The sequence below is a fragment of the Ventrimonas faecis genome (assembly GCF_040096075.1).
GTDB lineage: Bacteria > Bacillota > Clostridia > Lachnospirales > Lachnospiraceae > Brotaphodocola > Brotaphodocola faecis.
In genome coordinates, this window is record NZ_JBBMFJ010000039.1 from 18,316 (window position 1) to 27,641 (window position 9,326).

The window sequence follows — 9,326 nt, forward strand, 5'->3', positions numbered from 1 at the left end:
CGGCGCCCCCTGGCATTTTCGTTTATATCATTGTTTTACTGTGCTGCGGGCATTGCCCCATTCAGGATTTCCTGAGCCTGGTGGTAGATCTGGCGGATCAGGTCTGCGTTGGCGGGATCCTGGGCTACATGGTAGACCAGCATATACTGGAAAAAGATAAAGAAGCTCAGCAGAATGCAGAAAATTCCGATGACGAATCCGGCAATTCCGGAGCCGGTGAAATGGCGGTCTCTCCGGGACAGCCATGCACTTAAGGCTGCTGCGGATCCAAGTATGATCTGAATCGGCGGGTAAAACCAGCTGAAGATTCCGAAGATGCCAAGAAACAGGCTGGTTCTGGCAAGTCTATTGGGGGCGGGGCGTCTTGCTCCGGTATTCTGTTCCATATGAATTCCTCCGTAAGTATCGATGAAAAATGACATTCCTAATCATAACACGAAAATAAAAAAGCCTCAAGGGAGAATACCGAACAGCTTGCGCCGCATCTGGTTATGGATTATAATGGGGGATACAGCTTAAAGAAAAAAGGAGTTTTACACTAGATGGATATATTTAAAATATTGCAGGATGAGCTGCAGATTGGATATAAGCAGGTGGAGGCAGCGGTTCAGCTGATCGACGAAGGAAACACCATTCCGTTCATTGCCCGTTACCGCAAAGAGGCAACTGGTTCTTTGAATGACGAGGTGCTCCGAAACCTAGACGAGCGTCTGCGTTACCTGCGCAACCTGGAGGAAAAGAAGGAACAGGTGCTTTCCACGATCCGGAATCAGGAAAAGCTGACACCGGAGCTGGAACAGCAGATTCAGGCAGCCATGACCATGGTAGCACTGGAAGATCTGTACCGCCCGTACCGTCCGAAGCGCCGCACCCGTGCCATGATCGCGAAGGAACGGGGACTGGAACCGCTTGCGGAGCTGATTCTTGCACAGGAGGCGAAAGAACCGTTAGAGCAGCTTGCGGAGCGCTACGTGTCTGAGGCGAACGAGGTTCCGACTGTGGCTGATGCCATGGCTGGCGCAAAAGATATCATTGCGGAGCGCATCTCCGATCAGGCCGATTATCGCACCTATATCCGCCGTGCCACCACGGAGCAGGGTATGATCCGTTCCCAGGCCAAAGATGAAAAGGCAGAGTCTGTTTATGAGATGTATTACCAGTACGAGGAGCCGGTGAAGAAATGTGCCGGCCACCGTGTTCTGGCTTTAAACCGCGGTGAGAAAGAAAAGGTACTGACTGTGAAGGTAGAGGCTCCGGAGGAGAATATCCTGCGTTACCTGGAAAAGCAGGTCATCACCCGGGATAATCCGTATACCACACCGGTTTTACAGGAGGTTGTTGCAGACAGCTACCGCCGCCTCATTGCTCCGGCCATTGAGCGTGAAACCCGCAGTGCGCTTACGGAAACCGCGGAGGCTGGTGCCATCAAGGTGTTCGGCAAGAACTTAAAACAGCTTCTGATGCAGCCGCCGGTAGCAGGCCGCGTGGTGCTGGGCTGGGATCCGGCATTCCGTACTGGCTGTAAGCTGGCTGTCGTGGATGCCACCGGAAAGGTGCTGGACACCACGGTCATTTTCCCGACCGCGCCGCAGAATAAGGTGGAGGAGTCCAAGAAGGTCGTAAAAGACCTGATCAAAAAATACAACATCTCCCTGATCTCCTTGGGCAACGGAACCGCGTCCCGGGAATCTGAGATGATCATTGTGGAGCTCATCAAAGAGATTCCGCAGCAGGTACAGTACGTGATCGTCAACGAGGCTGGCGCTTCCGTTTACTCTGCAAGCAAGCTGGCTACGGAGGAGTTCCCGAAGTTTGATGTAGGTCAGCGAAGCGCTGCTTCCATCGCGAGAAGACTGCAGGATCCGCTGGCAGAGCTGGTCAAGATTGACCCGAAGTCCATCGGTGTGGGCCAGTATCAGCATGATATGAACCAGAAAAACTTAAGCGAGACGCTGCAGGGTGTTGTGGAGGACTGCGTAAACCGCGTTGGCGTGGACTTAAACACCGCTTCCGCTTCCCTGCTGGAGTATATTTCCGGTGTCTCCAAAGCCATTGCGAAAAATATCGTGGCATACCGGGAAGAGAATGGTGTGTTCACGAATCGCAGACAGCTCTTAAAGGTGGCAAAGCTTGGTCCGAAAGCCTTTGAGCAGTGTGCCGGTTTCATGCGCATCAACGGCGGGGACAATCCACTGGATATGACTTCCGTGCATCCGGAAAGCTACGGGGCAGTAGAGGCACTTCTGAAAAAGCTGGGTTACCAGCCGGAGGACATTGCCGCGGGCGGATTAAAGGAGCTTGGACGGAAGGTGCGCGGCTGCAGGGGCCTGGCAGAGGAGCTTGGCCTTGGCGAGATTACCTTAAAGGATATCGTAAAAGAACTGGAGAAACCGGCCCGCGACCCGCGTGAGGAGATGCAAAAACCAATCCTGCGCACCGATGTCCTGGAGATGAAGGATCTGGCCCCGGGCATGGTCTTAAAGGGAACGGTCCGCAATGTCATTGACTTTGGCGCGTTTGTGGACATTGGTGTCCATCAGGATGGCCTGGTCCATATTTCCCAGATGACAGACCGCTACATCAAGCATCCGCTGGAGGCAGTCAGTGTCGGTGATATCGTAGAAGTCAAGGTGTTAAGCGTAGATCTGAACAAGAAGCGCATTGCCCTGACCATGAAGCTGTAGGGAAAGGAGCGGTGATTACCGATGGAAAATGAAACTAATGTAACCAGTGAAGTCAGGGAGACAGTCCGGACTGGAAAAACGGTGGATGTGACTTTGCACATTACAGCGAAGGATCTGTGGATCTTTTCCATGTATCATGCTAATGCCGGTTTTATGGGAATGTTTAATATCCTGTTTTCCCTGGCGGCTCTGTATCTTCTGATCTTTCGCTGGGGCAGCACAACGGTGCCTTACAGAAGCCTGCTGGTGGTGTGTGCTCTGATGTTTACAGTATGGCAGCCGTTTCTTCTCTGGCTGAAAGCCGGAAAACAGGCGAAACGTCCTGCGGTGAAAACACCGATGCGCCTAGTGTTTACGGATGAGAAGCTGACTGTAAGCCAGGCGGAAAATTCAGCTGATTTTAACTGGGAGGAGATGGGCCGCCTGGACGCGAAACCAGCCATGTATATTCTCTATATGGACCGGGTTCATGCGTACCTGATTCCGAAAACAGCTTTGGCTGAACAGGAAGAAGCATTCCGGGAACTGGTAACCGCGCATCTTCCGAAGGAAAGACGGAGGAAAATCTGATGGAATATAAAAGCAACAGCCCGGAAGAAACCTTTGCCCTGGGAAAGCAGCTGGGGGAACAGGCTAAACCGGGAGAAGTATACTGCCTGGATGGAGATCTTGGCGTGGGCAAGACCATTTTTACCCAGGGATTTGCTGCGGGCCTTGGCATTGATGAGCCGGTTAACAGCCCGACCTTTACCATTGTACAGCAGTATGACAGCGGACGCCTTCCCCTGTATCACTTTGATGTGTACCGCATTGGGGATGTCAGCGAGATGGATGAGATTGGCTATGAGGACTGCTTTTACGGAGAGGGTGTCTGCCTGATCGAGTGGTCCCAGCTCATTCCGGAGATTCTTCCGGACGAGGTAATCCGTATCCGCATTGAAAAAGACCTGGAACAGGGATTTGATTACCGTAAGATAACGGTGGAGGGATTAGAATGAAGATACTTGGAATAGAAAGTGCGTCACTGGTGGCTTCTGTAGCCGTGGTGACCGATGGCCTGGTAACGGCGGAGTACACGGTGGATTTCAAAAAGACCCATTCCCAGACGCTGCTTCCCATGATCGATGAGGTAACCCGCATGCTGGAACTGGATCTGCATGAGGTGGATGCCATTGCGGTATCCGGCGGACCGGGTTCCTATACCGGCCTGCGCATCGGCTCCGCAACAGCAAAGGGCCTGGGTCTGGCGCTGGAAAAGCCTTTGATCCATGTTCCGACCATGGATGCCATGGCTTACAATTTATATGGAACCTCCGCGCTTATCTGCCCGGTCATGGATGCCAGAAGAGGCCAGGTTTATACCGGACTCTATCATTATGAAGAAACCTTTGAGGTTGTAAAGCCGCAGTGCGGCATGGACATTCACGAGCTGATAAAAGAACTGAATGAACGCGGGGAGCGCGTGATCTTTTTAGGGGACGGTGTGCCGGTGAATGAGAAAATTATCCGGGAAGAGATGACCGTACCGTTCTCCTTTGCCCCGGCCCAGACAAACCGCCAGCGCGGTGCTAGTGTGGCTGCTCTTGGAAGCGTGTACTTTGCGGAAGGAAAGACTGTGTCCGCCATGGACCACGCGCCGGATTACCTGCGCAAAGCCCAGGCAGAGCGGGAACTGGAAGAAGCAAAACGTCAGGGAAAGACCGATGAGCTGGCAGCAGGCCACAGCGTTGGAACAGGAGATGCGCAGTGATCCGCCGCATGGAGGAGCGGGATCTTCCGGCCATCGCAGAACTGGAAAAACTCTGCTTTTCGGAAAGCTGGTCCTATTCCATCCTGGAAGCCGGAATCCACAGTCCCTACGATGTGTATTATGTATTTGAACAGGAAGAAAAAATTCTTGGCTACTGCAACCTGCGGGTGCTGGCCGGGGAGGGGGAAGTGCAGCGTATTGCCGTACATCCCGAAAGCCGCCGCCTGGGGCTTGGCAGAAAAATGATGGATGCGATGGTAGAGTATGCTATCCGGGAAGGTGCTTATGCCATCAGCCTGGAGGTACGCGAAGGCAACCTTGCGGCCCGGAACCTGTATGAATCCTACGGTTTTGCCGCAGAGGCAGTGCGAAAAGCCTACTACCATAACCCGACCGAGGATGCGCTCATCATGTGGAAGCGGGATCTGCCGGAAAGAATTACCACTTAAAATCGCGAATATTTCTGTTTATAATGTAGGGGACGCGGCGTCTGTGCCGTGTCCCCTGTTTTGTGAAAATACCGGAGAAGAATCCGGCGCCGCCCCGAATCAGGCAGCACAGCAGGTGGAATATGTGAAAAGAAAAGGCGAGGAATCAACATGAGAAAATATCAGAAAAATGGAATACTGGAGAGTGTAGTCTGCAACGGCTGCGGAAAGAAGCTGGTGGTAGAGCGTGGAATCCTGCGGGAAGGCGGCTTTGCCGTACATTATCCGTGGGATTATTTTTCCGAAAAAGACGGCGAAATCCACCACTGGGATCTGTGTGAGGACTGCTATGACAGTTTGATCCGCCAGTTTGTGATTGCTCCGGAAATCGAGGAAGCGGTTGAATTCATGTAAACGCTATGCTATGATATCAGCATCAAATGAAATGAGGTTAATCGGTTTATGTTAGATATCTGTTTACTGGGAACCGGCGGAATGATGCCGCTTCCGTATCGCTGGCTGACTGCGATGATGGCGCGCTGTGACGGCAGCAGTCTTCTGATCGACTGCGGAGAAGGAACGCAGGTGGCGCTGAAAGAAAAAGGATGGAGCCCGAAGCCCATTGATGTGATCTGTTTTACCCATTATCATGCAGACCACATCAGCGGACTTCCTGGGCTTCTTCTCACGATGGGCAACGCAGAGCGCACGGAACCGGTAACGCTGATCGGACCAAAGGGCCTGGAGCGCGTGGTGAACGCGCTGCGTACCATTGCGCCGGAGCTTCCATTCCAGTTAAAGTTTATCGAGCTGGAGGAGAACCGGAACCAGTTTCAGATCGGGCCTTACGTGATTGATGCCTACCGGGTAAACCATAATGTGGTCTGCTATGGTTATTCTATTTCCATTCCGCGGGCGGGCCGTTTTGATGTGGAACGGGCCAGGGCGCAGAATGTGCCGATGAAGGCATGGAGCCGTCTGCAGAAAGGTGAGACGCTGGAGCTTGACGGTGTGACCTACACACCGGATATGGTGCTGGGACCGGACCGCAAGGGCTTAAAGGTTACCTACTGTACTGACACCAGGCCGGTGCCGGTCATTGCGGAGTACGCGGACCATGCGGATCTCTTTATCTGCGAGGGCATGTACGGCGAGGATGGCAAAGAGGCGAAGGCCAGAGAGTACAAGCACATGACCATGTACGAGGCAGCAAACCTGGCGAAGAAGGCACAGCCTGCAGAAATGTGGCTGACCCATTACAGCCCGTCCTTAAACCGGCCGGACGAGTTTATTGACAAAGTACGGGAAATCTTTCCGGGAGCGAAGACGGCGCGGGATGGCTGGACCCGTGAGCTGACCTTCGATGAGGAGTAAGACAAATGATGGATACAGAGAAAAAAATAAATGAAGAAACGGAAATGAAGGACACTCTGATTCTGGCAATTGAGAGTTCCTGCGATGAGACGGCAGCTTCCGTGGTAAAGAACGGCCGCGAGGTGCTTTCCAACGTGATCTCCTCCCAGATTGCCCTGCACACGCAGTTTGGCGGTGTAGTTCCGGAGATTGCTTCCAGAAAACATATTGAGAAGATCAACCAGGTGGTAACCCAGGCGCTGGAAGACGCAAAGGTAACCCTGGCAGATGTGGATGCCATTGGTGTCACCTACGGCCCGGGCCTTGTGGGCGCTCTTTTGGTTGGCGTGGCTGAGGCAAAAGCCATTGCCTTTGCGGCAAAGAAACCGCTGGTGGGCGTGCACCACATAGAGGGGCATGTGTCTGCAAACTACATTGAAAATCCGGATTTGGAGCCGCCCTTTGTGTGCCTGATCGTCTCCGGCGGACATACCCATCTGGTCATTGTAAAGGATTACGGCGAGTTTGAGATCATCGGCCGCACCCGTGACGATGCGGCAGGCGAGGCGTTTGATAAGGTGGCCCGTGCCGTAGGACTGGGCTATCCGGGTGGCCCAAAGGTAGACAAAACCGCCAAAGAGGGCAATCCGCATGCCATTGAGTTCCCGCGGGCGAAGGTGGAGGGCTCTCCTTATGATTTCAGTTTCAGCGGCTTAAAATCAGCTGTGCTGAACTACATTAACAAAGCCCATATGACCGGCGAGGAGATTAACGTGCCGGATCTGGTATCCTCCTTCCAGAATGCAGTCGTGGAGGCCCTGGTGAGCCGCGCGGTCCTGGCAGCAAAGGAATATGGCTATGACAAGCTGGCCATTGCCGGCGGCGTGGCGTCCAACTCTGCGCTTAGGGCAGCCATGCAGGAGGCCTGTGACAAGGCACACATTCGCTTCTATCATCCGTCTCCGATCTTCTGTACGGATAACGCGGCCATGATTGGCTGTGCGGCCTACTATGAGTACAAGAAGGGAACGCGCCATGGCTGGGACTTAAATGCAGTTCCGAACTTAAAGCTCGGTGAACGATGAGATAAAAAATTAACAATATATAAGGAAGAGAGAGCATGACTGATACATTTCGCATTGGAGCCGTGATCCTGGCCGGAGGCCGGGGCAGCAGGATGCACAGTGATATCCAGAAACAGTATATGCTTTTAGATGGCAGACCTTTAATCGCTTATGCCCTGGAGGCATTTGAGCGAAGCTGTGCGGATGATCTGGTGCTGGTGACCGGAGCCGGAGAGGCAGAGTTTGTGCAGAAGGAGATTCTGCCACCCCTTGGCCTCACGAAGCTGCGTAGCATTGTAACCGGAGGAAAAGAGCGCTACCATTCGGTTTATGAGGGATTAAAAGCATTACGGAACTGTGACTACGTGCTGATTCATGACGGCGCAAGGCCTCTTGTGACGGAAGCAGTCATTTCCCGGGCTGTGCAGGCGGCTGTGCAGAATGACGCGTGTGTGGTGGGAATGCCAGTGAAGGATACCATCAAGGTGGCAGACGCCCATGGCTTTGCGGAGTCTACACCGGACCGTTCCCTGCTGTGGCAGGTACAGACACCCCAGGCATTTGCCTATCCGCTGGTGCGCGGCGCCTATGACCGCCTGATGGCAGATGAGACATTGCAGAAGGGAATCACGGACGATGCCATGGTGGTGGAGCACTTAAGCGGCACAAAGGTGCGCCTGGTGGAAGGAAGCTATGAGAATTTAAAGGTGACCACACCGGAAGATCTGGTTCTGGCAGAGGCTTTATTAAAAAAACGCGCCGCTTCGGACGTACCTTTGTAAACTTTATTTTACAAAGTAAGACTGATTGCGGCTATTAAAGATGACGCCGGTCTGAAAAAGTCTGAAAAAGTGCCTGGATACGGAATGCCAGGTTGTGTTTATTCTGTACGGGAATATCTGCAACATCAGGGATATTGTCGCAGAGCTGAAGGCCCATGGAAAATGTGCCATGGTACATGCGGATCTGGTTCTGGGGCTCGGGTCAAAAGATGTGGCAATTGACTTCTTAAAGGAGCAGACCGGGGCAGATGGCATCATCAGCACAAAGCCGATGCTGGTACGCAGGGCACAGGAACTGAAAATGTTCGGGATTCTCCGTGCGTTCATCATTGACTCCATGGCAGTAGCCAACATCAGAAAGATGCTGGATACACTCCGGCCGGATATGATCGAGATCATGCCGGGGGTGATGCCGAAGATCATAAAGAGCCTTCGGGGAAGCACAGACATTCTGTTGATTGCGGGTGGACTGATCTCAGAAAAGAAAGAGGTGCTGGAACTGTTTGCGGCTGGAGCTGACGCAATCTCCACAACGAAACAGGAACTCTGGTATATTTAAAGAAGAGGGGCTGTCGCGGATAACCTGATATGTGAAACGTTTTGGGGCCAATTTTGCGACAGCCCCGCTTTGTTTGCAAGGAGACAGATGCAGGGATAGCCTGCTTTATCTGGACTTTTTCCAGTCTCAGCCAGAGCTTTGGGAGCAATGAAAAGAAAAAATGAAAAAAATGTCAAAAACAGGGTTGACAGCAGAGACTAACTGTGCTAAAATTCATCAATGTCGCGTGTGACGAACGAAAAGCTTCAAAAACACACGATGAAAAAAACTTCAAAAAAGTTCTTGACAAAAACGGAACGCTTTGGTAAAATAGCAAAGCACGTTTGAGGAGAGATATCGAAGTGGTCATAACGAGGCGGTCTTGAAAACCGTTTGTCCGCAAGGGCGCGTGGGTTCGAATCCCACTCTCTCCGTTGGACAAGCAAAAGGCTTGCCGATGACAATATAATATTTACTGATGTTCAGGCATCGGGACTTTGCAGAAGTACCCAAGAGGCTGAAGGGACACCCCTGGAAAGGGTGCAGGTCGTTAATAGCGGCGCGAGGGTTCAAATCCCTCCTTCTGCGCTTCATCTTTAAAAAAGATGAAAAAAGTTGTTGACAAAGCGAAAACAACGTGGTAAAATATCGAACGTTGCCGCTGAGAACAGCAACAACATGAACCTTGAAAATGAAAGATTGAACAGTGTTTAAAACCCTGAAAATT

Annotated in this window: 11 protein-coding genes and 2 tRNA genes; 12 read left to right on the top strand and 1 reads right to left on the bottom strand. The window is 52.3% G+C overall.

The window, feature by feature from the left end:
- Positions 1–35: 35 nt before the first annotated feature.
- A complete protein-coding gene (locus WMO41_RS14435) occupies positions 36–386 on the bottom strand; it encodes a hypothetical protein (RefSeq protein ID WP_349230350.1) in 351 nt (116 codons plus the stop codon).
- A 156-nt stretch (positions 387–542) separates the two neighbouring features.
- Here WMO41_RS14435 and WMO41_RS14440 point away from each other — a divergent pair, with 156 nt between their 5' ends.
- The 12 genes from WMO41_RS14440 (at position 543) to WMO41_RS14495 (ending at position 9,187) form a co-directional block, all read left to right on the top strand.
- Entirely contained in the window at positions 543–2,684 is a 2,142-nt protein-coding gene (locus WMO41_RS14440) for a Tex family protein (protein WP_349230351.1), read from the top strand.
- Positions 2,685–2,705: 21 nt separating this feature from the next.
- On the top strand, positions 2,706–3,254 hold the full coding sequence (locus WMO41_RS14445) for a YcxB family protein (protein ID WP_349230352.1): 549 nt from the start codon (positions 2,706–2,708) through the stop codon (positions 3,252–3,254).
- Complete coding sequence (gene tsaE, locus WMO41_RS14450; RefSeq protein ID WP_349230353.1) at positions 3,254–3,682, top strand: tRNA (adenosine(37)-N6)-threonylcarbamoyltransferase complex ATPase subunit type 1 TsaE; 429 nt, start codon at positions 3,254–3,256, stop codon at positions 3,680–3,682. Before WMO41_RS14445 ends, tsaE begins: the two co-directional genes overlap by 1 nt.
- On the top strand, positions 3,679–4,434 hold the full coding sequence (gene tsaB, locus WMO41_RS14455) for a tRNA (adenosine(37)-N6)-threonylcarbamoyltransferase complex dimerization subunit type 1 TsaB (RefSeq protein ID WP_349230354.1): 756 nt from the start codon (positions 3,679–3,681) through the stop codon (positions 4,432–4,434). Before tsaE ends, tsaB begins: the two co-directional genes overlap by 4 nt.
- A gap of 8 nt (positions 4,435–4,442) precedes the next feature.
- A complete protein-coding gene (rimI, locus tag WMO41_RS14460) occupies positions 4,443–4,883 on the top strand; it encodes a ribosomal protein S18-alanine N-acetyltransferase (protein WP_494338476.1) in 441 nt (146 codons plus the stop codon).
- A gap of 150 nt (positions 4,884–5,033) precedes the next feature.
- Positions 5,034–5,276, top strand: coding sequence for a hypothetical protein (locus WMO41_RS14465; RefSeq protein ID WP_349230356.1), 243 nt, complete (start codon positions 5,034–5,036; stop codon positions 5,274–5,276).
- Between the two features lie 48 nt (positions 5,277–5,324).
- A complete protein-coding gene (locus WMO41_RS14470; RefSeq protein ID WP_349230357.1) occupies positions 5,325–6,236 on the top strand; it encodes a ribonuclease Z in 912 nt (303 codons plus the stop codon).
- A gap of 44 nt (positions 6,237–6,280) precedes the next feature.
- A complete protein-coding gene (tsaD, locus tag WMO41_RS14475; RefSeq protein WP_349230360.1) occupies positions 6,281–7,300 on the top strand; it encodes a tRNA (adenosine(37)-N6)-threonylcarbamoyltransferase complex transferase subunit TsaD in 1,020 nt (339 codons plus the stop codon).
- 35 nt (positions 7,301–7,335) lie between these two features.
- A complete protein-coding gene (ispD, locus tag WMO41_RS14480) occupies positions 7,336–8,061 on the top strand; it encodes a 2-C-methyl-D-erythritol 4-phosphate cytidylyltransferase (protein WP_349230358.1) in 726 nt (241 codons plus the stop codon).
- 94 nt (positions 8,062–8,155) lie between these two features.
- Positions 8,156–8,620 (top strand): glycerol-3-phosphate responsive antiterminator, encoded by a 465-nt coding sequence (locus WMO41_RS14485; protein WP_349230359.1) that lies wholly within the window; start codon positions 8,156–8,158, stop codon positions 8,618–8,620.
- Positions 8,621–8,947: 327 nt separating this feature from the next.
- Positions 8,948–9,033: transfer RNA gene (locus WMO41_RS14490), tRNA-Ser, on the top strand.
- A 65-nt stretch (positions 9,034–9,098) separates the two neighbouring features.
- A tRNA-Ser gene (locus WMO41_RS14495) sits at positions 9,099–9,187 on the top strand.
- Positions 9,188–9,326: the final 139 nt, after the last annotated feature.